Raw genomic sequence first — 23,918 nt, 5'->3', positions numbered from 1 at the left:
CGGGACGCACGTCCACTGTTCGCCTCGACGACCGCGGCCTCCCCGCGCGGACGCGGGCCGCCGCGACCCGATCGGGTCCGTCGACACCGGTTCCGCGCGAGCCGACCCCGTCGGCGAAGGCGCCGCGAAGCGGGGCACCGAGAAATCGCAGACCGAGTGAGGCACCGTCACGATGAGCGCTGAGGCAACGACCGGCGAGCGCGCGAACATCCTTCTTGTCGACGACATGGAGGACAACCTGATCGCCCTGGAGGCCGTCCTGGGCTCCCTCAACGAACCGCTGGTGCGGGCGCGTTCGGGCGAGGAGGCGATGCGGGCCCTGCTGCGGCAGCGGTTCGCGGTGGTCCTGCTCGACATCCGGATGCCGGGGATGGACGGTTTCGAGACGGCCGCGAACATCAAGAGGCTCGACCAGACCAAGGACGTGCCCATCATCTTCCTGACGGGCACGGACACCGACGCGGGCTACGCCTTCCGCGGGTACGCGACCGGAGCCGCCGACTACCTGACGAAGCCGTTCGACCCGTGGGTCCTGCGCGCCAAGGTCACCGTCTTCCTCGAGCTGCACCGCAAGAACCGGCAACTGGAGCACCTGCTGGCCCGCGAGCGGGGACAGTTCGACGAACTCGCCGACCGGCTGCGGAGGATCGAGGCGCACCTGGCGGCCGGCACCCTCCAGGACGCGTCCGAACTCCGCTCCCGGATACGGCGGATGGAGGAACTGCTGACCGAGATACGCAGGGGGCGGGCCGCGTAGGGCTTCACCGCTCGATCGCGGAGAAGCCCCGTACGACACCGCTCCCGTCGGCACCGGGCCACGGACCCGGACGCAGGTCCCCGACGCCGGACCCGGACGCCGGCCCCTGACATCGGGACCCTTGCGTCGGACCGGCCCCGCCCCCAGCCCCGGACCGGGGACTACGCCTCGCGGCTGCCCGCGTACATCTCGTCGATCAGGTGCTTGTACTCCCGCTCGACGACCGGGCGCTTCAGCTTGAGGCTCGGGGTGATCTCCCCGTGCTCGACGTCCAGGTCGCGGGGCAGCAGGCGGAACTTCTTGATGGTCTGCCAGCGCTGCAGACCCGCGTTGAGCTCCTTCACGTAGCCCTCGACGAGGGCGAGCGTGACGGGCGCCGCGACGACCTCCGCGTACGACTTGCCCTCCAGGCCGTTGTCCTTGGCCCAGCCGAGGATGGACGGCTCGTCGAGGGCGATGAGCGCGGTGCAGAAGTTCCGGTCCGCGCCGTGCACGAGGATGTTGGAGACGTACGGGCAGACGGCCTTGAACTGGCCCTCGACCTCGGCGGGCGCGATGTACTTGCCGCCCGACGTCTTGATGAGGTCCTTCTTGCGGTCGGTGATCTTCAGGTAGCCGTCCACGGACAGCTCGCCGATGTCGCCGGTGTGGAACCAGCCGTCCGCCTCCAGCACCTCGGCGGTCTTGTCCGGCAGCCCGTGGTAGCCCTCCATGATGCCGGGGCCGCGCAGCAGGATCTCGCCGTCGTCCGCGATGCGCACCTCGGTGCCGGGCAGCGGCTTGCCGACCGTGCCGGTGCGGTAGGCCTCTCCCGGGTTCACGAAGGAGGCGGCGGAGGACTCGGTGAGTCCGTAGCCCTCCAGGATGTGGATACCGGCGCCGGCGAAGAAGTAGCCGATGTCCGGCGCGAGCGCGGCCGAACCGGAGATGCAGGCGCGCAGGTTGCCGCCGAAGGCTTCACGGATCTTGGCGAAGACGAGCGCGTCGGCGACCTTGTGCTTGGCGCCCAGCGCGAAGGGCACGGAGGCCGAGCCGGTGCGGCGGAAGTTGTCCTGGCTGGCCTTCGCGTAGTCGCGGGAGACCTCTGCGGCCCACTGGAAGATCTTGTACTTGGCGCCGCCGCCGGCCCGTGCCTTGGCCGCGACCCCGTTGTAGACCTTCTCGAAGATGCGCGGCACGGCGGCCATGTACGTCGGCCGCACCACCGGCAGGTTCTCGATGATCTTGTCCACGCGGCCGTCGACCGCGGTGACGTGACCGACCTCGATCTGGCCGGAGGTGAGGACCTTGCCGAAGACGTGCGCGAGCGGCAGCCACAGGTACTGGACGTCGTCCTGGCCGATCAGGCCGGTCGAGGCGATCGCCTTCGCCATGTACGACCAGTTGTCGTGCGGCAGACGGACGCCCTTGGGGCGGCCCGTGGTGCCGGAGGTGTAGATGAGGGTCGCGAGCTGGTCGGCGGTGATCGCGCCGACGTGCTCCTTGATCAGCTCGGGGTGCTTCTCCAGGTACGCGGCACCGCGCGTCTCCAGGTCGGCGAGCGTCAGGACCCAGTCGTCGGTCTCCACGCCCGCCGGGTCGATGACCACGACATGCGTCAGCTCGGGAAGCTCCGCGCGCGTCTCCCGGGCCTTGGCGAGCTGGGCCGCGTCCTCCGCGATGAGGACCCTGCTCGCGGAGTCGGCGAGGATGAACGCCGACTCCTCGGCGTTGGTCTGCGGGTACACGGTCGTGGTGGCCGCGCCCGCGCAGAGGATGCCGAGGTCCGCGAGGATCCATTCGACCCGCGTCGAGGAGGCGAGCGCGACGCGCTGCTCCGGCTGTACGCCGAGTTCGATGAGGCCGGCCGCGATGGCGAAGACCCGCTCGGCGGCCTGTCCCCAGGTCAGCGACTTCCAGTCTTCCGGGCCCTCGCCCGAGGCGGGCACCACCGGGTAGCGGTAGGCCTCGGCGTCCGGTGTGGCCTCCACCCTCTCCAGGAAGAGGGCCGCGACGGACGGCGGGCGGTTCTCGATCAGGGTCTGTGTGTCGCTCACGACATCCTCCGGGGCCCCGCGGCAGTGCGGCTGGCTCAATTGCGGCTGTTGTTTAACTCGCGAGTAACTACCGAGCAGAGATCAGACTAGAGCGCGTCCGGCCGGTGCGTAAGAGGCGGCGGGTCGTCACTTCCTCCAGGACATCACCCGGAGACAAGCACAGGGCCCGCCGCGCCGAAGCGCGACGGGCCCTGGATTACGGCATTCGGCGTGACTACTTCTTACCCTTGGCCGAGCCGCCGCTGTCGTCGCTGGACAGCACGGCGATGAAGGCCTCCTGCGGAACCTCCACAGAGCCCACCATCTTCATCCGCTTCTTGCCCTCCTTCTGCTTCTCCAGCAGCTTCCGCTTACGGGAGATGTCACCGCCGTAGCACTTGGCGAGGACGTCCTTGCGGATGGCGCGGATGGTCTCGCGGGCGATGACCCGGGAGCCGATGGCCGCCTGGATGGGCACCTCGAAGGCCTGCCGCGGGATCAGCTCGCGCAGCTTGGCGACCAGCCGGACTCCGTACGCGTACGCGGCGTCCTTGTGCGTGACCGCCGAGAAGGCGTCGACCTTGTCGCCGTGCAGCAGGATGTCGACCTTGACCAGGCTGGAGGCCTGCTCGCCGGTGGGCTCGTAGTCCAGCGAGGCGTAGCCGCGCGTCTTGGACTTCAGCTGGTCGAAGAAGTCGAAGACGATCTCCGCGAGCGGCAGGGTGTAGCGGATCTCGACCCGGTCCTCGGAGAGGTAGTCCATGCCGAGCAGGGTGCCGCGCCGGGTCTGGCACAGCTCCATGATCGCGCCGATGAACTCCGAGGGGGCGAGGATGGTCGCCCGCACGACCGGCTCGAACACCTTGTCGATCTTGCCCTCGGGGAACTCGCTCGGGTTGGTGACCGTGTGCTCGCTGCGGTCCTCCATCTCGACGCGGTAGACCACGTTCGGGGCGGTCGCGATCAGGTCGAGCCCGAACTCGCGCTCCAGCCGCTCACGGATCACGTCGAGGTGCAGCAGGCCGAGGAAGCCGACACGGAAGCCGAAGCCCAGCGCCGCCGACGTCTCCGGCTCGTACACCAGCGCCGCGTCGTTGAGCTGGAGCTTGTCCAGGGCGTCGCGCAGCTCGGGGTAGTCGGAGCCGTCCAGCGGATACAGGCCCGAGAAGACCATGGGCCGGGGGTCCTTGTACCCGCCGAGCGCCTCGGTGGCGCCCTTGTGCAGGGTGGTGATCGTGTCACCGACCTTGGACTGACGGACGTCCTTCACGCCGGTGATGAGGTAACCCACCTCACCGACGCCGAGCCCGTCGGCCGCCTTCATCTCGGGGGACGAGACGCCGATCTCCAGCAGCTCGTGCGTGGCGCCGGTGGACATCATCCTGATGCGCTCACGCTTGTTGAGCTGGCCGTCGATGACACGGACGTACGTCACGACACCGCGGTACGAGTCGTAGACCGAGTCGAAGATCATCGCGCGGGCCGGGGCGTCCTGGACGCCGATCGGGGCCGGGATCTCCGCGACGACCCTGTCGAGCAGCGCCTCGACGCCGAGGCCGGTCTTGGCCGAGACCTTCAGCACGTCCTCGGGGTCGCACCCGATGAGGTTGGCGAGCTCCTCGGAGAACTTCTCCGGCTGGGCGGCCGGCAGGTCGATCTTGTTCAGTACGGGGATGATCTTGAGGTCGTTCTCCATCGCCAGGTAGAGGTTGGCGAGAGTCTGCGCCTCGATGCCCTGGGCCGCGTCGACGAGCAGCACCGTGCCCTCGCAGGCCGCGAGCGACCGGGACACCTCGTACGTGAAGTCGACGTGCCCGGGGGTGTCGATCATGTTGAGGACGTGGGTCTTGCCCGGGTCCTCGGTCGGCGCCCAGGGCAGCCGGACCGCCTGGGACTTGATCGTGATGCCACGCTCGCGCTCGATGTCCATACGGTCGAGGTACTGAGCACGCATCTGCCGCGGGTCGACCACCCCGGTCAGCTGGAGCATGCGGTCGGCGAGCGTGGACTTGCCGTGGTCGATGTGCGCGATGATGCAGAAATTGCGGATCAGAGCCGGGTCGGTACGGCTCGGCTCGGGCACATTGTTAGGGGTCGCGGGCACGCAGGGTCCTGTCTCTTGAGGCGCCTGTCGCCTCGGGTCGGATCGATACGTAGGCTCCATGGTCCCACGCGCGGGGACCTGCGACCGGTTTGGGCCACGTGAGCGGGGCATCCGCCGTCTTGTCCCGAGCCCGGACCGCGCTCGCGCGCACGGGCCGGGCACGAGTGGCGCACGGGTGGGGGCGGACCGGTTCCGGGTCCGCGAGCAGCGGCGGGGCGGCCGGGTTTGGGCCGGTCGCACGGGGACTGGTAGCCTGGGTGGCTGTGTCTCGTGCCCTCTCAGCAGGAGACACGCCCAAGAAAATCAAACGGCGAGTGAGACGTGCTGTCTCGCGCGCCTGAACCTGTAAAGGCTCATTCGTGGCGAACATCAAGTCCCAGATCAAGCGGATCAAGACCAACGAGAAGGCCCGGCTGCGCAACAAGGCCGTCAAGTCTTCCCTGAAGACCGCGATCCGCAAGGCCCGCGAGGCGTCTGCCGCGGGTGACGTCGAGAAGGCCACCGAGTACACGCGCGCCGCGTCGCGCGCTCTCGACAAGGCCGTCTCGAAGGGCGTCATCCACAAGAACCAGGCCGCCAACAAGAAGTCGGCGCTTGCTTCGAAGGTCGCCGCGCTCAAGGGCTGAGTCGGCTGAGTCCGTCTGGGCTCAACCCCTGACTTGACCGTCGGCCGGACCCGAGCGGGCCCTCTCTCCCGCTCCCGACCCGACACCTCGGATTCGCGCACGATCTGCGTTCGCCACGCGGGCGCGAATCCACCGGCTTGAACCGAAGGCCCCGCTCCTCCCTTCCCCGGGAGCCCGAGCGGGGCCTTCGGTGTACCCAGGAACTTCCCCGCGGTACTTCCACCGCCGGTGCCGGCGCCGTGGCCCGTGCGGTCGCTGTAATTCCGGTGTCGGGGCCGATGCCGGTGCCGCCGCGGTGTTTCCGCCACCGGTGCCGGTCGCGGTGCTTGCGCTGCCCATGACGAACTGCTGGGGCCGGTGCGGTCGCGGTGCTTGCGCTGCCGGTGCCGTGGCCGGTGCGGTCGCCGTGTTTCCGCCGCCGCGTCGTGGCCGGTGCCGTCACCGCGGTGTTTCCTCCACCGGTGCCGGTCGCGGTGCTTGCGCTGCCCGTGACGAGTCGCTGTGCCCGTCGAGGTGCTATCGCCGGCCGGAGCGGGCGGCGCGGGCGATGGCCACGACCGCCTTCTCCAGGGCGTACTCGGGATCGTCCCCGCCGCCCTTGACCCCGGCGTCCGCCGCGGCGACGGCCGTGAGGGCCGCGGCGACCCCGTCGGGTGTCCATCCCCGCATCTGCTGCCGCACCCGGTCGATCTTCCACGGCGGCATCCCCAGCTCACGCGCCAGGTCCGCGGGTCTGCCGCCCCGGGCGGAAGACAGCTTGCCGATCGCCCGAACCCCTTGCGCGAGCGCACTGGTGATCAGGACGGGAGCCACGCCGGTCGACAGTGACCATCGCAAGGCCTCCAACGCCTCCGCGGCGCGCCCCTCCACGGCCCGATCGGCCACGGTGAAGCTGGAGGCCTCGGCCCGCCCCGTGTAGTACCGCCCGACGACGGCCTCGTCGATGGTCCCCTCGACATCCGCGGTCAGCTGCGACACGGCGGACGCCAACTCGCGCAGATCGCTCCCGATGGAGTCCACCAGCGCCTGGCAGGCCTCCTGCGTCGCGGCCCGGCCCAGCGCCCGGAACTCGCTCCGCACGAACGCCAGCCGATCCGCCGGCTTCGTCATCTTGGGACACGCCACCTCCCGCGCCCCCGCCTTGCGCGCGGCGTCGAGCAGCCCCTTGCCCTTGACCCCGCCCGCGTGCAGGAGCACCAGGGTGATCTCCTCGGCGGGCGACCCCAGATACGCCTTGACGTCCTTGATCGTGTCAGCCGAAAGATCCTGCGCGTTGCGTACGACCACGACCTTGCGCTCGGAGAAGAGCGACGGACTCGTCAGCTCGGCGAGCGTGCCGGGCTGCAACTGGTCCGGGGTGAGGTCCCGTACGTCCGTGTCGGCGTCGGCGGCCCGGGCGGCGGCCACCACCTCCTGCACGGCACGGTCGAGCAGGAGATCCTCCTGGCCCACTGCCAGCGTGACAGGGGCGAGAGGGTCGTCTTGTGCGGTCTTCTTGGCCATCCCCGAAAGCATCCCACGCGCCACCGACAACAGGTGCCGCGAGCCGCGACCCCCACGCGAGCGAACTCCCGCCCCTTGCCCGGCGCCCCGGACACGCCCCAGGCTCCCGCTCCTGCCCCCGGCGCGGCTACGACCCAGCGCTCCCGTTCCTGCCCCCGGCACGGGCACGACCCGACACGCCGTTCCTGCCCCCGGCACGTCCACGGCCCCGCGCTCCCGCCCCGCCCTCGGCGCGGCCACGGCCACAGCTCCCCTGGCCCGCCTGCCCTGCGCACGGGTACGGTCCAGCGCTCCGGCCCTGCCCAACCCGCTCGGCTCGGCTCGGCTCGGCTCGGCTCGGGCCACAGCTACAACCACGGTTCCCGCCCCGGCCAGGTCTTCTGCCGCCCCGGGCAGGAACCCCCGCCGATTCCGGCTCCTCCCCGGTTCGGGCTACGGCTCCTCGTGCCAGCCGTCCCACTCCGCCGCGAACTCGTCCAGTTCCTTCGGGTCCAGCCCCGTCCCGGGGTCCGTCAGCACCACCAGCCACTGTGCGTCCTCGGCGTCGTCCTCGCCCGCCAGGGCATCGCGGACCAGCTGCGGCTCCTCAAGAAGCCCGAACCGGTCACCTACGGCCTCCGCCGCCTCTTCCGCGGCATCACGGTCGGGCAGCACCAGCACATGTCTCACATCGCTCACGTGAACATTTTCCGATACGCCCGGAGCGGCCGACGCCGGGGGCCGCCCTAGGGTCGGCGGCCCGGCCCGGCCGCCTCACCGCCGCGCCCTGGCGGCCCGCCCGACCCCGGTCTCCTCGACCGCCCGGCTCACCGTCGTCCGAGCCGGCTGCTCACCACGCTCCGGGGACCGCCGGGCCGGAGTCACCGCGTTCCCCGCGTTCCCCCGACTTCCGGGACCCGGTCCAGTTCGATTCCGAAGCGGTCCCGGTAGCAGGCCAGCACCTCCTCGTCGGTGGCCGGTTCGGACACCTCCTTGGTCCCGTCGGCCGCCGTCACCGTGAACCTGCGGCCGCTGAGTGTGATCCGCCCGCCGTCCTCCGTGACCCGCGAGCAGACCAGTGAGCGGGTGAAGTGGGACAGCGGCGAGGTGCGGTGCCACCACGCGCCGGCCACGAAGTCCCCGAGCGCCCGAGGCCGAACCTCCAGGCGGTACTGGCGCTTGCCGCCCATGAGGACGTCGAGGTCCTCGCGCTCCCGCGATCCTCCGGCACCGCGCACTCCCGCCGCGTCCGGGCCCGATTCCACGACCCGGAACACTCCGCCGGGATCCTGCTGCTCCCCCCGCTCCCCGAAGGCCAACGGGTAGTGGCTGTGCGCCCCGAACCCCACATCGGTCAGCCAGTCACCCCCGTCCACCGTCCGCACCCGCAGCGCGAGATGGTCGAAGGGAATCCCGGGCTTCCCCTCGTCTCCGTACACCCGCGCCGCGAGCAGCGTCACGTCGAAGCCCAACGCCCCCAGCAACGCCCCGAAGGCACCGTTCAACTCGTAGCAGAAGCCTCCTCTGCGAGCGCCCACCACCTTGTCCAGCAGTCTCTTCTCCTCCAGCACGATCTCCTCGCCGAGATGGATCGACAGGTTCTCGAACGGAACCGTCCGAAGATGGCGCAGCTGAAGGTCACGAAGCACATCGGACGTGGGCCAGGCCGGGTGCTGGGCCCCGATCCGGCGAAGATAGGCGTCGGCCTGTGCGGAGTTCATGTCCTCATTGTCCTGCCACGCTCAGCCCGTCGCCCACACCGCTGACCGCCAGCGCCCCCTCCTCGTCGGTGCGCACCACCACCGCTCCCCCGGCTCGCAGGGCCGCGACCGTACTCGGGGCAGGGTGCCCGTACCGGTTGTCGCCGCCGACGGAGATGAGCGCGAGTCGCGGCGCCACTCTGCGCATGAGTTCCGGATCCTGATAGGCCGACCCGTGATGGGCGACCTTGAGCACGTCCACTCCGCCCAGTTCCCCGGCCTCCGGTGATCTCGACAGGGCCCGCTGCGCGGGTGGCTCCAGGTCTCCCAGCAACAGGAGCCGCAACCCCGCGGACCGCACGAGCAGGGTGACGCTCGCGTCGTTCGGACCGTCCGGGACCGGGGCAGGGTCCGGTGGCGGCCACAGCACGCGCCAGTCGAGGTCTCCCGTACGCCGCCGCTCCCCCGCCACGGCCCGAGTCAGCGGAATGTGCCGTGCGTCCGCCTCCCTTCGTACGAACTCTGCCTGCTCAGGGGGCTCTTCGAACCCCGTCGTCTCGATCGCGCCCACCGAGCGCCCGTGGAGCACGCCCGGCAGCCCCGCGACATGGTCGGCGTGAAAATGTGTCAGGACGACGAGCGGGATCCTGGTGACGCCGAGCGTGCTCAGGCAGCGGTCGACCAGCACCGGGTCGGGCCCGGCGTCCACCACCACGGCACTGCCGTCACCCGCCGCCAGGACCCCCGCGTCGCCCTGGCCCACATCACATAGCGCGAACCTCCAGCCCGCCGGCGGCCACCCCGTGATCACACGGGTGAGCGGCGGCGGCTCCACCACCACCAGAAGGAACAGCACCGCGCAGACGGCGCTCAGCAGCGGATGCCTCAGCAGCCTCCGACCGGCGACCACGACGACCACCACGACCAGGGCCAGCAGGAGGGCTCCCGTCCAACTGCCCGGCCAGTCCACTCCCCCACCGGGCTGGGCCGCCCCCGTCCGCCCGATGTCGGCGACCCATCGCACGGGCCAACTCGCGCACCACGCCAGGGCCTTGGCCACCGGCATCGCCACGGGAGCCGCCGCCAGCGTCCCGAAACCCAGCACCGTGGCCGGCGCGACCGCGAACTCCGCGAGCAGGTTGCACGGTACCGCCACCAGACTCACCCGGGCCGACAGCATGACGACCACGGGCGCGCACAGGGCCTGGGCCGCGGCGGCCGCGGCGAGCGCCTCGGCCAACCTCGGAGGCACCCGGCGCCGCTGAAGCGCCCTGCTCCAGCGCGGGGCGAGCGTGAGCAGGGCTCCGGTCGCGAGAACGGAGAGCAGGAAGCCGTAACTCCGGGACAGCCAGGGGTCGTACAGCACCAGGAGCAGCACCGCCGTGGCCAGGGCCGGAATCAGGGACCGGCGGCGTCCGGTCGCGATGGCGAGCAGCGCGACCGAACCGCAGGCCGCAGCCCGGAGCACGCTCGGGTCCGGTCGGCACACGATCACGAAGGCGAGGGTGATCGCTCCGCCGAGCATCGCGGTCGCCCGGAGCGGCAGGCCGAGCCAGGCTGCGAGACCTCGGCGCTCGACCCTCTGGGCGAGACCCGGCGGCCCGATGAACAACGCGAGGATGATGACGAGGTTGCCTCCACTGACAGCGAGGAGATGGGTGAGATCGGTGGCCTTGAAAGCGTCGTCCAGCTCCGGCGGGACACGCGAGGTGTCCCCCACCACCAGCCCCGGCAACAGCGCCCGCGCGTCCGTGTCCAGGCCGTCGGTCGCCTCCCGCAGTCCTTCGCGCAGCCGGCCGGCGAACCGCTGCGGCCCGGACGGCCCCGCCACCACCTCCGGCGGGACGCTCCCCCGTACCCGCAGCACCGCGGCGATGTCGTCCCCGTCCGACAGAGCGGGCACGATCCTGGCCGCCACCCGCAGCCGGGTGGACGGCAGCAGCGACAACCAGGGCGAGCGCTCGACCGCCCGGGGCGAACCGCGTCGCGTGCGCGCGTCGACGACCACGAGCACCGGTGTCCGCGTGGCCAGCGCCTCGCCGCCCACCGGCGTGACCCGGGTGACCCTCGCGTCGAACACCACCCCGGTCGGAACGACCCGGTCCCCGCTGACGCGGGGGCGGGTGAGCCGTGGATCGGAGGTGATCTCCACCTCGGCGATCACGTCGGCGTACCGCTTCGCGAGCGCGGGAACCGGTCCGCGTCGCAGGTCCGCTCCGTGCAACCCGGCGGAGGCCGCGGCCGCGCCGACGCAGAGCAGCACGGCGGCGACCGCCACCCATGGTGACGACTCCGGCCGCGCGACCGCTCGTCCCCGCCCGGCAGGCGCGTCACTCCGCCCCGCACGCTCGTCCGGCCGTCTCGTGGCGCCGTCTTCGCGCCGCTCCTTGATCGTGTCCCGCCGCCCGACCGCCAGCACTGCGCAGCCCGCCACCAGGGACACCGCCACCACGCCCGTGACCCAGCCCGGCGACAGCCCGACCGTCACGGCCGCCGTGAGCCAGACCGCTGCCGCGGGGCCCACCAGCCGAAGGTCCGCGGGCCCTTCCGTCCTGGGGTGCGAGGCGCCAAGGCGTCCGCCCGAGGCGGCGTGCACGGACCTGCGGTCGGTGGCGCCGGGGAGTCCCGACGGGCGCGGCGGACGGTCATCCGACTCACCGACCTCCCTCGCCCCCACCGGCCCGCGTGGCTCTCGCGTCATGCCCGGCTCTCGCGTCGCTTCCGATTCGCCCTCCCCCACCAGTCCTCGCGGCTCTCGCGTCATAGCCGCTTCTCGTACCGCTTCCGATTCGCCTTCGCCCTCCCCTCCCGCGCTCCCCAACCCACGCGGCGCCGGCGTCGCCGCCCGGCCTGACTGCCCGCTCGCTCCCCCAGGCCCGCGCGTCCGTCGGGTGACCAGCCCTCCCCGTCGGTCCCGCGTCGCGGACCCGGCCGGCCCGGCACGTCCCGCACGACGTCCGGCACGCCCGTTCCCGGCCAAGGGCGCACCACGGCACGTGCTCGTCGCCGGGATCGTGATCCTGACCCTCCTCCCTGAATGCCTCATGGCCGCACCAGCGGGCGCAGGTCGGCGAATCGGCGGTCCCCGATGCCGTTGACCTCGCGGAGTTCGTCGACGGAGCGGAACCCTCCGTGCGTCGTGCGGTAGTCGACGATGTGCCGGGCCAGGACAGGACCGACGCCGGGCAGGCCGTCCAACTGGTCGACGGTGGCCGTGTTCAGGGCAACCGGCGAGGAGGGTGCCGCTCCCGCCACGGATCCTCCGGACCCGACCGGACCCGGACCGCCCGCTCCCGCCCCCGCGACGGGCACGGGCGCGCCGACCACGATCTGTTCGCCGTCCACGAGCAGCCGCGCACGGTTGAGACCGTCCGTGTCCGTGCCGGGCCGCACCCCTCCGGCGGCTCGCAGGGCGTCCTCGACACGGGACCCCGCCGGCAACCGCTGGAGTCCGCGGACGCGCACCTTCCCACCGACGTCCACGACGATCGTGGTCCCGACGGCCCCGGTGTTCGAGGCTGCGGCCGGGGCCCCGGACTCCGTGCCCGGCGACTTGCGCGGCCCGCTCTTCCCGCCGAACGGCGCCGCCGCGCGCACCACTTCAGGAGCCCGGACCGGCTGGGTCCTGCCGGCCCAGAAGTGCTGGAGGGCGAAGACGGCGGCGACGGCCAGCAGCACGGTCAACGCCGCCGCGCTCCTGCGCTCGAGACCGCACCTGGACTGCAACCACAACGGCATCCGTTCCCGCACGGCGAGCCCGGCCCTGTCCCGCCAGCCGCCCGCCTCCACGACCGGCACGCTCCTGCCCGTCCCCGTCGTCGGCGCGCTGGTGGCGGCCGCCCGGCCGGTCCGTGAGCGGTCCGGCCAGCGGGTCCGGTCCGTCCCGTCAGTCCCGTCAGTCCCGTCCGTCTCCGGACCCCTGTCACGGCCGTCGGTGCGGACCTGGCCGTATCGGGGTCGCCGAATGTCGGCCGCAACTCGCGTATCCACCGCCGTGTTCGTGCCGGGGCCGTCCCCGGCATCGCGGTCGGCTCCCGGTGGCGCGTTCCCCGACTCCCTTCTGCCTCCCGGGCGTTCGACGAAGAGCGCTTCGGCGCGCAGGCGGAGGGCCGAGGCCGACACCTCGTGGCGACGGGTGCGGCCTCGTGGATGCCGAGGTCGATGCCGGCCGCGGCTGTCGGAGGCGGGGCCGCGACCGGGTCCACTGGTCGGCGTGGCAGTGCGTGAGCTTGATCGAAGTGCCATGCGACGAGAATCCGGCATCCCGGCACCCTCGCGATGATCTTGCTCAATTCCGGTGGAGAACGCCCTGGTTGTGGATAACCCCGTCACCCTCACGGGCGCCAGGCACAAGCAGAGCAGAGGGCCGCCTCAACGAGGCGACACGACCACCCCGAGCAGTCCCGGACCCGTGTGGGCTCCGATCACCGCGCCCACCTCGCTCACGTGCAACGCGGCGATACCCGGCACCCGTGCCCGCAACCGGTCCGCGAGCGCCGAGGCACGCTCGGGGGCCGCCAGATGGTGAACGGCGATGTCGACCTGCGCGCCGCCCGCACGGTCGGCGACGATCTCCTCGAGGCGGGCGATCGCCTTGGACGCCGTCCGGACCTTCTCGAGGAGTTCGATGCGGCCGTCGTGAAGCTGCAGCAGCGGCTTCACCGCGAGCGCCGAACCCAGCAGCGCCTGCGCGGCCCCGATCCTGCCGCCACGGCGCAGGTAGTCGAGGGTGTCGACGTAGAAGTACGCGGATGTTCCCGCCGCCCGCTTCTCGGCGGCCGTGACCGCCTCGTCGACGGTGCCCCCCGCCTCCGCGGACTCGGCCGCGGCCAGCGCGCAGAACCCGAGCGCCATCGCGACCATCCCGGTGTCCACCACACGCACCGGTACCGGGGCGTCGCGCCCCGCGAGCACGGCGGCGTCGTAGGTGCCCGAGAACTCGGAGGACAGGTGCAGGGAGACGATGCCGGTGGCACCGGACTCGGCGACCCTGCGATAGGTCGCGGCGAACGTCTCGGGGCTGGGCCGGGATGTCGTGACGGGGCGCCGCTTCTGCAGCGCCTGGGCCAGGGAGCGGGCCGAGATCTCGGTGCCCTCTTCGAGCGCCTGGTCACCGAGGACCACCGTCAGGGGGACCGCTGTGATGCCATGGCGCTCCATCGTCCGCGGCGGCAGGTAGGCCGTTGAATCGGTGACGATCGCGACATGGCGGGACATGAGCTGGAGATTACCTGGCGGGGCGGGTGCGCGGCAGCCCGGCCCCTCCCACCCGCGGTCGACACGGCCGGATCACGTCGTGCTCTCGGGGCGGGGCTTCTTCTGCCAGGGGTAGGTGGGACGTTGGGCCGGCGGCTTGATGGCGGCACGCGTCGGCTGCTCCGGCGTACCGGGCTCGGGAGCCCCGGGCCAGGTCTGTCCGCCGGAACCGTCCGCGTCCGTGGTGGGAGCCTCGGGCCAGGAGGCGGGCCCCGGCTCCTGGGTCCAGTGACGCAACGCCCCGGCCTCCACGTCGATCTGGGCACTCAGGGTGTCCAGGTCGTCGCCCGCGAAGCGGTGGGCCCGGTCGCGGGCGGCCCAGCGCAGCGAGTCCGCGGACCGCGTGATCCGCTCGGCGCGTTCGCGCAGGCCGGGCAGCCGGCTGGCGAGCGTGCCCCGGTCGGGCTCGGTCTCCAGTCGCTTCAGTTCCGCGTCCAGCTCGTGGCCGTGCGCGCTGAGCCGCTCGAAGAGGCTCAGCGATTCCTTCAGGGACTCGTCCTCCGCCGCGCTCGCGTGCAGCGCGTCCTGAGTGGCGCGCATCGACCTGCGCAGCGTCAGCCGGAGCTGGGCGAGCTCGCCCTGGGGTCCGGGCTGGGCGAAGGTCTTCGCGCGCAAGGTGGTGTCCTCGACCGTGCGGCGGGCCTGCGAGATCGTGCGGTCCACGCCGCGCTTGGCGGCGCCGATCACCTTGACGGTCGCGTACGCGCCGAACACCACGAACAGTAGGAAGAGCAGAGCGATCACGGTGATCACTGTTCCCATCACACTCCTCCTCGGCCGGTCGCGGCGAGTGTCGCCACACTCTCAACGGTAAACGCTGCGGGCAGGTTCGGAGTTCCGGAAGAACCCCGAACCTGCCCGTAGGGGACGACCCCGACCCGGCCGCGTGACGGGCGTCGGGCCGGGGCCCGGCACCCGTCACGCCGTGCGGACTAGGTCGTGACGATGTTCACCAGCTTCGGCGCGCGCACGATCACCTTGCGGATTCCCGCGCCGTCCAGCGCCGCGACGACCTTGGCGTCGGCCAGCGCCACCTTCTCCAGCTCCTCGTCGGAGATCGAGGGGGAGACCTCCAGGCGCGCCTTGACCTTGCCCTTGATCTGCACGACGCAGGTCACGGCCTCGTCGACGACGTACGCGGGGTCGGCGACCGGGAAGTCCCGGTGGACGACCGATCCGGTGTGGCCCAGCTTGCGCCACAGCTCCTCGGCGATGTGCGGGGCCAGCGGCGCGACCATCAGCACCAGGGCCTCGGCGACCGGGCGGGCCAGCGGGCCGCCCGCCTTGGTCAGGTGGTTGTTCAGCTCGGTGACCTTGGCGATGGCGGTGTTGAACCGCATGCCCTCCAGGTCCTGGCGTACCCCGTCGACAGCCTTGTGCAGGGCGCGCAGGGTGTTCTCGTCCGGCTCGGTGTCGACCACCGTGACGTCACCGGTCGCCTCGTCGACGACGTTGCGCCACAGCCGCTGCAGCAGCCGGTACTGGCCCACCACCGCGCGCGTGTCCCACGGCCGGGACACGTCCAGGGGACCCATCGCCATCTCGTACAGACGCAGGGTGTCCGCTCCGTACTCGGCGCAGATCTCGTCGGGAGTGACCGCGTTCTTCAGGGACTTGCCCATCTTGCCCAGCAGCCTGGAGACCTTCTCGCCCTGGTGGAAGTAGGCGCCGTCGCGCTCCTCCACCTCGGTCGCCGGCACGGCGATGCCGCGGCTGTCGCGGTAGACGTAGGCCTGGATCATGCCCTGGTTGAACAGCTTGTGGAACGGCTCGGCCGACGAGATGTGGCCCAGGTCGAACAGGACCTTCGACCAGAAGCGCGCGTACAGCAGGTGCAGCACGGCGTGCTCGGCACCGCCGACGTACAGGTCGACGCCACCGGTGGGCTGTCCCTCGCGCGGTCCCATCCAGTACTGCTCGATGGCCGGGTCGACCAGCTTCTGGTCGTTGTGCGGGTCCAGGTAGCGCAGCTCGTACCAGCAGGAACCGGCCCAGTTGGGCATGGTGTTGGTCTCGCGGCGGTACTTCTGCGGGCCCCGGCCGTCGCCCAGGTCCAGGGTGACGGCCACCCAGTCCTCGTTGCGGGACAGCGGAGTCTCCGGGGACGTGTTCGCGTCGTCCGGGTCGAAGGTGCGCGGCGAGTAGTCCTCGACCTCCGGCAGCTCCAGGGGCAGCATCGACTCGGGCAGCGGGTGGGCGACGCCGTCCTCGTCGTAGACGATCGGGAAGGGCTCGCCCCAGTAGCGCTGGCGGCTGAACAGCCAGTCGCGCAGCCGGAAGTTGACGGTGCCCTCGCCGATGCCCCGGCGCTCCAGCCACTCCGTGACACGCGCCTTGGCGTCGACGACGCCCAGGCCGTCCAGGGAGACCTCGTCACCGGCGGAGTTGACGATCTTCGCGTCGTACGAGGCGAAGGCGTCGTCCCAGTCGGCGGGGTCGGTGCCGCGGTCGTCCGAAGGCTCGACGACACAACGCATGGGCAGTTCGAAGGCGCGCGCGAACGCGAAGTCGCGGGTGTCGTGGGCCGGGACGGCCATGATCGCGCCGGTGCCGTAGCCCATCAGCACGTAGTCCGCGATGAAGACCGGGACCTTCTCGCCGTTGACCGGGTTGGTCGCGAACACGCCGGTGAAGACGCCGGTCTTGTCCTTGGCCTCGGCCTGTCGCTCGACGTCGGACTTCGAGGCGGCCTGCGCGCGGTAGGCGGCGACGGCCTCGGCGGGCGTCGCGTGACCGCCGGTCCACACGTCGTGGGTGCCCTCGGGCCAGGCGGCCGGGGTGAACTTCTCGACCAGCGGGTGTTCCGGGGCCAGCACCATGTAGGTGGCGCCGAACAGGGTGTCCTGGCGGGTCGTGAAGACCGTGATCGCCTCGCCGTCGACGGGGAAGTCGACGCGGGCGCCCTCGGAACGGCCGATCCAGTTGCGCTGCTGCAGTTTGATGGCCTCGGGCCAGTCCAGCGCGTCCAGGTCGTCCAGCAGCCGGTCGGCGTAGGCGGTGATGCGCATGTTCCACTGGCGCAGCTTGGCCTTGAAGACGGGGAAGTTGCCGCGCTCGGAACGGCCGTCGGCGGTGACCTCCTCGTTGGCCAGGACGGTGCCCAGGCCGGGGCACCAGTTGACCGGCGCGTCGGAGGCGTACGCCAGGCGGTAGCCGCTCAGGACGTCGGCGCGCTCGGTGGCGCTCAGCTCGTTCCACGCGCGCGTGGTGCCGCCGGCGACGGGGACGGCGCGCTCACCGCTCTCGAACTGGGCTACCAGCGCGGAGACGGGACGGGCCTTGCCGGCCTCGTCGTCGTACCAGGAGTTGAAGATCTGCAGGAAGATCCACTGCGTCCACTTGTAGTACTCCGGGTCGATCGTGGCGAACGACCGGCGCTTGTCGTGGCCCAGGCCCAGCGCGCGCAGCTGGACCTTCATGTTCTCCATGTTGGCCTCGGTGGACACGCGCGGGTGCGTGCCCGTCTGCACGGCGTACTGCTCGGCGGGCAGGCCGAAGGCGTCGAAGCCCAGGGTGTGCAGGACGTTGTGGCCCGTCATCCGCTGGAACCGGGCGTACACGTCGGTGGCGATGTACCCCAGGGGGTGACCCACGTGCAGTCCCGCACCCGAGGGATAGGGGAACATGTCCATGATGAACTTCTTGGGCCTGGCGGCCAGCTCGGGATCCCCGGCCAGGTCACCGGTCGGGTTCGGGGCCTCGTACGTACCCTCGGCGTCCCAGAAGTCCTGCCAGCGTGCCTCGATGTCAGCGGCCAGGGCGGCCGTGTAGCGGTGCGGCGCGGCCACCTCGGCGGGGGCAGCGGTGTTCGTCTCGCTCATGATCCTCAAAGCTCCATCGATCGTCTCTGCCAGCGGCTGCGACATTCAGGAAACGAAAAATCCCCTCGCACAGGAGGGGACGCCGCGCCGATGCCGACCACGATTCGTCAGCGGTCGGGACTGATCAGCGCGGCTCGCTAAGCAGAAGGCGTACGGCACGCATGGCGTCAGGGTACCCCAGCCCCCGCGCGAGCCGCGACGAGCTTCCAGGACCACGCGACACGCCGCAGGACCCCCGCGATCCTAAAAAAATATGTTGAACGAAGTTCAAATTTTACTTCGCGTAACGGACTCTTGCGGACAACACAAAGACCTCGCAGCCCTTTGGTAACAACGCAATAACTGAAACCTCGAACTCGTCGGTATTTCTCGACCTAGAGTGCGGCTTCGGGACCGCTTCCCCGAACCGTTGGGAGTACCCCCCCATGAACCCTCGTCGTAACAACAGCTCGCTCCCCCGAGCGGGCCGTTCGGCCTACGGGACGGCTACGGCTGCCGTCCTGCTCCTCATACCCGTGGTCGTGCTGGTAGGAGGCAATGGAGTCCGTGACTTCCTGAACTTCGGCGCCGGCGTCCTGTCGCTGGTCTCCTTGTCGTGCTCCGTGATCTGGGGACTCGTCGCGACGGACCGGGTCTTCCTGAACACCCGCCAGCGGCTGGTGGCCCAGGCGGTGCACCGGACGACCGCGGTGTCCTCGGTCGCCTTCCTGCTGCTGCACATCACCGTCAAGGTGGCGCTCGACCACACGAGCCTGCTCTCCGCCCTGATCCCCTTCGGCCTCGGCGTCACCGGAACGGCCGGGCTCATCGGGCTCGGCTCGCTGGCCGCGCTGCTCATGATCTTCACGGCCGTCACCGGCGCGATGCGCAGCGCCTTCGCCTCGCCCGCGCCGATCGCGGCCCGCTGGCGCACGATGCACATGCTGGCCTACCCGGCCTGGTGCTCGGCGCTGGTCCACGGCCTCTACGCGGGTCGCCAGGCGAAGCCGATCTTCACCATCCTCTACAGCCTGTGCCTGATCGCGGTCATGGCGGCCCTCCTCCTGCGAACGGCCCCCGCCCCCTTCAAGCGCAAGCTCGCCGCGCAGGTCCTGGGGATCCTCGGCGACAGCCCCGGCCGCGGGTTCCGCGACGACCTCGAGGCCTCTCGCGCGACCGCGGCGGAGTCGCGCTCCGCCCAGCAGCCCAGGGGCGACAACGGCGTCCCCTCCCAGCGCGGCAAGTCCCCGACCGCGCAGTACGCCGCCACGCCCGACCCCGCCGCCGACACGGCCGGCTTCGCCGCGGCCTACCGGGCGGTGTCCACCCCCGGCGACGGTGCCGCGGCCTCCGGGACGCAGCAGTTCCAGATGCCCATGAACATGCAGCCCACCGAGACGTTCCCCCGCGTCGACAACGGCGGCGCTCAGGGCAGCTGGCCCGTTCCCACCCCGCCGCCCGTCGGTGAGGCACCGGCTTCGGCGTACGACCCGCTGAACGACACCGGATATACCGTTCCGGTCTACAGCAATCCGGCCTCCAACGCCTACGGCACAAGTGATGCGTACAACACCGGTGAGACGAACGCGTCCTACCGCACGTACAACACCAACGACACGTACGGCAGCGGTCCCACGCCTGACGTACTGCCGGGCGCCTTCGACGCTCCTGGCTCCGGTGAATCATGGAACGCCCCTTCCGGAGGCTTTAAGTGAACGAGGCCCTGCCCGACGTCCCGGAAGTCCGCGTGGTCGGACTTCCGCAGCTCACGTCGGGTTTCGACCTGGTTGAACGCCTTGATCTGCCCATGCACCTCAAGGTGCACGGTCCGCTCGAACCCCTGGGCGGGGAACAACTCGCGAAGCTGGCCGAGGACATCGTCCTGAAGGGCCGCGGCGGCGCGGGCTTCCCCTTCGCCAAGAAGCTCCGCTCGGTAGCCGAATCGGCCATCAAGAAGGGCATCCGCCCGGTGGTGGTCGTCAACGGAAGCGAGGACGAGCCGGCCTGCCGCAAGGACACGGTGCTCATCAACCGTGCCCCGCACCTCATCCTCGACGGCGCCCTGCTGGTCGCGGAGGCCATGGGCGCGCGCACGCTCGTGATCGGCGTCACCCGTGAGTCCACGCAGCGCTCCATGGAGGCGGCGCTGGCCGAGCGGGGGCTGAGCAACCGGCGCGGTTCGCCCCTTCGCGCACGCGTGCAGCGCAATCCGATCCGGATGGTGACCGGAGCGGCCGCTTCGCTGATCCGTTCGATCGACGGCGGTCCGCCCATCCCGCCGGGCCGCAAGGTCAGCGCGTCCCAGACCGGTGTCGGAGGCGCGCCCACCCTGCTGTCGAACGCCGAGACGTTCGCGCAGCTGGCCATCGCCGCCCGCATCGGCCCGGACCGCTACCGCAACACCGGCCTCTACGACGAGCCGGGCACCGTCATGCTCACGGTGTCCGGGGCGGTCGCACGCCCCATGGTCATCGAGGTCCCCACCGGCGTACCGCTGCGCTACGTGCTCCAGCTGGCCGGCGCCCCGCCGATGCCGCAGGGTGTGCTGACCGGCGGCTACCACGGCAAGTGGCTGGACGCGGCGACGGTCAACGAGGCGATCGTCTCGCGGGACAACCTGGCCGCCGTGGGCGGTGCGCTCGGCGCCGGCGCGATCCTTCCGATCACCCAGGAGACCTGCCCCCTGGGCGAGTCGCTGCGCGTGGCGCAGTGGCTGGCCGACGAGAGCGCGGGACAGTGCGGTCCCTGCTACCTCGGCCTGCCCGCCGCGGCACGCGGCCTGGAGGACATCCTCAACGGCGGCGGCCCCGCGGCGCTCGAGGCCGTGAAGCAGGTCGCCAAGTCCGTGAAGCGGCGCGGCGCCTGCTCCCACCCGGACGGCTCGGCGATGTTCATCGAGTCGACCCTCAAGGCGTTCACGGACGACCTCGCCGCGCATACCCTCGGAAACGGCTGCGGAAGGCCCGTGGAGGGCGTTCTGCCGCTCTTCGAGGGCGGTCAGGTCCCGCTGAGCATCACGAGCGGCCAGGGCGGGCAGGATGCCGGTCCCAGCCGCCAGAAGATCTTCGTCGACTGGACGCTGTGCCGCGGGCACGGCCTGTGCGCCGACCTCCTCCCCGAGGTCTTCGAGCTGGGCGCCGACGGTTTCCCCACGGTCGCGCAGGCTCCGGTCCCCCAGTTCGCCGAGGCGAAGGCTCTACGCGCGGTGCGCCGCTGCCCGGCCCTCGCCCTGCGCATCGAGGAGGACACCCGGTCCTCCGCTCCGGCGCGCAACCTGCCGGTCCTCTCCCAGGGGCGCGGTCGCCGCGCGCTCGGCAGCGGCCGCTGAACACGAGAGAGCGGGCCGCCGGTCATCGGTGGCCCGCCTTCGCCACGTTCCGCTGGACCCACCGCACAACGAAGAAGCGGGTCACCCGATCGGGTGACCCGCTTTCAACGTCTGTGGAGCTAAGGAGAATTGAACTCCTGACCTCCTGCATGCCATGCAGGCGCTCTACCAACTGAGCTATAGCCCCTCGTGGCCACGCGGCCGGGCCGCGTATTCACTGTGTCGCCCGGTTTCCCCGGCGGCGACGCCAACATTACACGGTTCCCCTGGTGCACCACCAAATCGTTTCCCTTATGTACCGATTCGGCACTTCATGTCTTCCTTCGGGCGACTCCTGGAGGGCAGTCGGCATCGGGAACGGGGCGGCCTCGCGCTGACGGCGCGAACGGTGTGGACGACGCGGGCTCCGCAGGAACGCGGCCGACGGAACGGGGGCGGGACGGAAAGGGAAGGGGCGGCGATCCCGGCCCTCAGATGCCCCCTGGCGGGCCTCACGGGCCCCTGTCGTGGTCCGCCGACCCCGAGTTGCGCGAGCACCGCCCCTGGGCGGCCGTGGCGGGCGCGCGGCGGTCCCGGCGCCGATGCCGCCGGCCGTCGGATCTCAGGGCTCCGGGCTCCGGGCACACCCCCGACGGTGACGGCGGGAGTCACACCGACCGGGCGGGTCGGAACCTCGCGGGAACGGCACCGGGTTGACGTCGTCGGACCGCTACGGGGAAACGGGTGCCGCGCCGGCCGCTCCCGGGGTCAGGCCGTGGCGAACGAGTAGAACCGCTTGAGGGTGCAGTGCTCGTCGAGGAGGCGTGCGTAGATCGGCTCGCCCTCCAGCTCGCGGTACGTCTCGATCGGGTCGCCTTTTATGATCAGCGCCCGCGCGCACTCCTCACACCAGTACTGGTAGTCGTCGTTGACCGGCTCCATGTCGCGGACGATGGGCGTACCACTGCCGCACCAATCGCATTTCCGCCTGTGCGCACCCATCAATCAGCTCCAGCTGTGGCCGCAGGCCGTGCACACGTAGGAGATTCCACCGTTGTCACCAAGAACTTGGGCAACGTGGACCGATCCGCAGGAAGGGCAGTCGAGGAGGGTGGCTTTCTTACGGTTCAGTGCCACTTCGAGGAGATCGTCGACCTCCTCGATGATGCTGGCAGGCATCGCTACTCCCTCCCGTCGGGCCGCGCCCCCTTCCGGCCGTTTGATTCTGCCACGGCCGGAGCAATACGGTCAGCGACGCCTGCGTACCAGTCCGGACACAGCGCCCCAGCACGGCTGTCGCGGCCAGCGCATACGTGCACGCCGGGAGCGCGTCCGTAGAGGTATACGCCCCCAGGGCCCAACTGACTCAAGGCACCGCGAGAAGAGTGTGCGGTACGCAGGAATCCGGGCCCGGGTCCCGGCTGTGCCGCGGGCGGTGGCGAGGGGCCTCCCGGGAACGAAAAATCCCGCCCCCAGGAGGGGCGGGATCCTTCATCACTGATCTTCGACAACTCCCTGGAGAGTCGAACTGTGGAGCTAAGGAGAATTGAACTCCTGACCTCCTGCATGCCATGCAGGCGCTCTACCAACTGAGCTATAGCCCCTTGCGTTCTTCCCGCTCCGCGGGCCGAACAAGAAGAACTTTAGCCTGCGACCAGCCGGAAAGTGAAATCCGGTCCCGCCGGGCCCCGAGGACCGGACGGGGGCCGCCCCGGTGCCCTCAGTCGTCGTCGCCGAGCACCGGTTCCGGCAGCGTGCCGGCGTTGTGCTCCAGGAGCCGCCAGCCGCGGGCGCCTTCGCCGAGGACGGACCAGCAGCAGTTGGAAAGGCCGCCGAGGCCCTCCCAGTGATGGGCCTCCAGGCCGAGCAGACGGCCGATGGTGGTACGGATCGTGCCGCCGTGGCTGACGACGACGAGGGTGCCGTCGTCGGGAAGCTTGTCCGCGTGCCGCAGCACCACGGGGGCGGCGCGGTCGGCGACCTCGGTCTCCAGCTCGCCGCCACCCCGGCGCACCGGCTCACCGCGCTTCCACGCGGCGTACTCCTCGCCGTGGCGGGCGATGATCTCCTCGTGCGTCAGCCCTTGCCAGACGCCCGCGTAGGTCTCACGCAGGCCCTCGTCGTGGGTGACGCCGAGGCCGGTGAGCCCGGCCAGCTCCGCGGCCGTCGCGGCGGCCCGCTCGAGGTCCGAGGCGACGATGGCGTCGGGCTTCAGCGAGGCCAGCAGCCGGGCGGCGCGACGGGCCTGCCCGATGCCCGTCGCGGTCAGCTCGACGTCCGTGGAGCCCTGGAAGCGACGGTCCACGTTCCAGGAGGTCTGGCCGTGCCGCCACAGGATGACGCGGCGGCCCCGGCCGGGCCTGCCGCCGTCCTTCTTCCCGGCCTCCGCGGTCACCGCAGCTCCTCCAGTTCGGCGGAGTCCTCCTCGGCCTGGAACTTGGCGTGCTCGGCGCCCTTGCCGCGGGTGGCCTTGGCCTCTTCGGGCAGGTCCAGCTCCGGGCAGTCCTTCCACAGCCGCTCGAGGGCGTAGAAGACGCGCTCCTCGCTGTGCTGGACGTGGACGACGATGTCGACGTAGTCGAGGAGCACCCAGCGCGCCTCGCGGTCGCCCTCGCGGCGCACCGGCTTGACGCCGAGCTCCTTGCTCAGGCGCTCCTCGATCTCGTCGACGATCGACTTGACCTGGCGGTCGTTGGGCGCGGACGCCAGCAGGAAGGCGTCGGTGATGGAGAGCACATCGCTCACGTCGTAGGCGATGATGTCGTGCGCGAGCTTGTCGGCGGCCGCCTGTGCGGCGGTCTTGATGAGCTCGATGGAGCGGTCCGTGGCGGTCACTACGCGGCTTTCCGTCGGCGGTCGGTTACGACTCAA

The 23,918-nt window shown here is 71.1% G+C and carries 18 protein-coding genes and 2 tRNA genes; 4 read left to right on the top strand and 16 right to left on the bottom strand.

Annotated elements, in window-relative coordinates; all coding sequences use genetic code 11:
* The first annotated feature begins 172 nt into the window (after positions 1–172).
* On the top strand, positions 173–757 hold the full coding sequence (locus ACFYW7_RS02270; protein WP_389497099.1) for a two-component system response regulator: 585 nt from the start codon (positions 173–175) through the stop codon (positions 755–757).
* 161 nt (positions 758–918) lie between these two features.
* Here the strand turns inward: ACFYW7_RS02270 and ACFYW7_RS02265 are convergent, their stop codons facing one another.
* Positions 919–2,793, bottom strand: coding sequence for an AMP-dependent synthetase/ligase (locus ACFYW7_RS02265; protein WP_389497098.1), 1,875 nt, complete (start codon positions 2,791–2,793; stop codon positions 919–921).
* 214 nt (positions 2,794–3,007) lie between these two features.
* Positions 3,008–4,876: a translation elongation factor 4 gene (gene lepA, locus ACFYW7_RS02260; RefSeq protein WP_389497097.1), complete on the bottom strand. Its 1,869-nt coding sequence runs from the start codon at positions 4,874–4,876 to the stop codon at positions 3,008–3,010.
* A 359-nt stretch (positions 4,877–5,235) separates the two neighbouring features.
* On the opposite strand from lepA, the gene rpsT reads away from it, so the two are divergent.
* On the top strand, positions 5,236–5,502 hold the full coding sequence (rpsT, locus tag ACFYW7_RS02255) for a 30S ribosomal protein S20 (protein WP_261702665.1): 267 nt from the start codon (positions 5,236–5,238) through the stop codon (positions 5,500–5,502).
* A gap of 516 nt (positions 5,503–6,018) precedes the next feature.
* Here the strand turns inward: rpsT and holA are convergent.
* From holA to leuS, 8 genes are all read right to left on the bottom strand, one after another.
* A complete protein-coding gene (gene holA, locus ACFYW7_RS02250) occupies positions 6,019–7,005 on the bottom strand; it encodes a DNA polymerase III subunit delta (RefSeq protein WP_389497096.1) in 987 nt (328 codons plus the stop codon).
* A gap of 432 nt (positions 7,006–7,437) precedes the next feature.
* Complete coding sequence (locus ACFYW7_RS02245) at positions 7,438–7,683, bottom strand: hypothetical protein (RefSeq protein WP_389497095.1); 246 nt, start codon at positions 7,681–7,683, stop codon at positions 7,438–7,440.
* 182 nt (positions 7,684–7,865) lie between these two features.
* A complete protein-coding gene (locus ACFYW7_RS02240) occupies positions 7,866–8,705 on the bottom strand; it encodes an arylamine N-acetyltransferase (protein WP_389497094.1) in 840 nt (279 codons plus the stop codon).
* Positions 8,706–8,709: 4 nt separating this feature from the next.
* On the bottom strand, positions 8,710–11,280 hold the full coding sequence (locus tag ACFYW7_RS02235) for a ComEC/Rec2 family competence protein (protein ID WP_389497093.1): 2,571 nt from the start codon (positions 11,278–11,280) through the stop codon (positions 8,710–8,712).
* Positions 11,281–11,726: 446 nt separating this feature from the next.
* A complete protein-coding gene (locus ACFYW7_RS02230) occupies positions 11,727–12,929 on the bottom strand; it encodes a ComEA family DNA-binding protein (RefSeq protein WP_389497092.1) in 1,203 nt (400 codons plus the stop codon).
* A 126-nt stretch (positions 12,930–13,055) separates the two neighbouring features.
* Positions 13,056–13,901, bottom strand: a complete 846-nt coding sequence (locus ACFYW7_RS02225) for a DegV family protein (RefSeq protein ID WP_389497091.1) — start codon at positions 13,899–13,901, stop codon at positions 13,056–13,058.
* A 72-nt stretch (positions 13,902–13,973) separates the two neighbouring features.
* On the bottom strand, positions 13,974–14,702 hold the full coding sequence (locus ACFYW7_RS02220) for a hypothetical protein (RefSeq protein WP_389497090.1): 729 nt from the start codon (positions 14,700–14,702) through the stop codon (positions 13,974–13,976).
* A gap of 170 nt (positions 14,703–14,872) precedes the next feature.
* Positions 14,873–17,761: a leucine--tRNA ligase gene (gene leuS, locus ACFYW7_RS02215; RefSeq protein ID WP_389497089.1), complete on the bottom strand. Its 2,889-nt coding sequence runs from the start codon at positions 17,759–17,761 to the stop codon at positions 14,873–14,875.
* A gap of 425 nt (positions 17,762–18,186) precedes the next feature.
* Between leuS and ACFYW7_RS02210 the strand changes: the two genes are divergently transcribed.
* A complete protein-coding gene (locus tag ACFYW7_RS02210; RefSeq protein ID WP_389497088.1) occupies positions 18,187–19,455 on the top strand; it encodes a cytochrome b/b6 domain-containing protein in 1,269 nt (422 codons plus the stop codon).
* Entirely contained in the window at positions 19,452–21,068 is a 1,617-nt protein-coding gene (locus tag ACFYW7_RS02205) for an NADH-ubiquinone oxidoreductase-F iron-sulfur binding region domain-containing protein (RefSeq protein ID WP_389497087.1), read from the top strand. The genes ACFYW7_RS02210 and ACFYW7_RS02205 overlap by 4 nt, the downstream gene beginning before the upstream one ends.
* Positions 21,069–21,182: 114 nt before the next feature.
* On the opposite strand, the gene ACFYW7_RS02200 is transcribed toward ACFYW7_RS02205, so the two are convergent.
* From ACFYW7_RS02200 to rsfS, 6 genes are all read right to left on the bottom strand, one after another.
* A tRNA-Ala gene (locus ACFYW7_RS02200) sits at positions 21,183–21,255 on the bottom strand.
* Between the two features lie 560 nt (positions 21,256–21,815).
* The gene (locus tag ACFYW7_RS02195; protein ID WP_389497086.1) at positions 21,816–22,049 is read right to left on the bottom strand and encodes a hypothetical protein; all 234 of its coding nucleotides are present in this window, start codon (positions 22,047–22,049) and stop codon (positions 21,816–21,818) included.
* A 3-nt stretch (positions 22,050–22,052) separates the two neighbouring features.
* Entirely contained in the window at positions 22,053–22,226 is a 174-nt protein-coding gene (locus tag ACFYW7_RS02190; protein ID WP_389497085.1) for a hypothetical protein, read from the bottom strand.
* Positions 22,227–22,578: 352 nt separating this feature from the next.
* Positions 22,579–22,651: transfer RNA gene (locus ACFYW7_RS02185), tRNA-Ala, on the bottom strand.
* Positions 22,652–22,767: 116 nt separating this feature from the next.
* Entirely contained in the window at positions 22,768–23,442 is a 675-nt protein-coding gene (locus tag ACFYW7_RS02180; RefSeq protein WP_389497084.1) for a histidine phosphatase family protein, read from the bottom strand.
* Positions 23,439–23,882 (bottom strand): ribosome silencing factor, encoded by a 444-nt coding sequence (gene rsfS, locus ACFYW7_RS02175; protein WP_081217237.1) that lies wholly within the window; start codon positions 23,880–23,882, stop codon positions 23,439–23,441. The genes ACFYW7_RS02180 and rsfS overlap by 4 nt, the downstream gene beginning before the upstream one ends.
* Between the last annotated feature and the right edge of the window lie 36 nt (positions 23,883–23,918).

The organism is Streptomyces sp. NPDC002580 (assembly GCF_042889485.1).
GTDB lineage: Bacteria > Actinomycetota > Actinomycetes > Streptomycetales > Streptomycetaceae > Streptomyces.
The sequence above is the reverse complement of the archived record's forward strand: the minus strand, read 5'-3'. Positions and strand labels throughout refer to the sequence as shown.